Origin of the sequence: Curtobacterium pusillum (genome assembly GCF_013359865.1) — a bacterium.
Lineage (GTDB): Bacteria > Actinomycetota > Actinomycetes > Actinomycetales > Microbacteriaceae > Curtobacterium > Curtobacterium pusillum.
Genome location: NZ_JABMCE010000038.1, coordinates 1 through 407 on the forward strand (window position 1 = coordinate 1; position 407 = coordinate 407).

1 rRNA gene is annotated in these 407 nt (G+C 56.8%); it reads right to left on the bottom strand.

Going from position 1 to position 407, the window contains the following annotated elements:
* A 23S ribosomal RNA gene (locus HP507_RS01005) occupies window positions 1-114 on the bottom strand; the annotation flags it as partial.
* Between the last annotated feature and the right edge of the window lie 293 nt (window positions 115-407).

A 407-nucleotide genomic window follows, 5' to 3' on the forward strand; every position in this document is an offset into this window, starting at 1 on the left:
AAATCCTCGGCTCACAGCTCGATTATCAGCTCCCCGAGGCTTATCGCAGATTTCTACGTCCTTCTTCGGCTCCAGATGCCAAGGCATCCACCGTTTGCTCTTAGAAACTTGACCACAAAGATTAAAATTGCGATCGACTCGTCAACAACCCCGGAATCCGAAGACCCTGGGTTCGTTGCGAGCGATCTAAGATGCTCGCGTCCACTGTGTAGTTCTCAACATACGATCGGCACCACACTCCCCCAGGAGCAACGCTCCCAGCTTCATGCAGCCCATCGAAGAACCATACGGATCACTCCGTGCGGCTCAACCCCCAGCCCGAAGACTGGGAAGCCTGGTCCCTCAGGACCCAACAACGTGCACCAGCCGACCCGCTCACCCCCAACCCGTTCCAACCCGACCCGAAG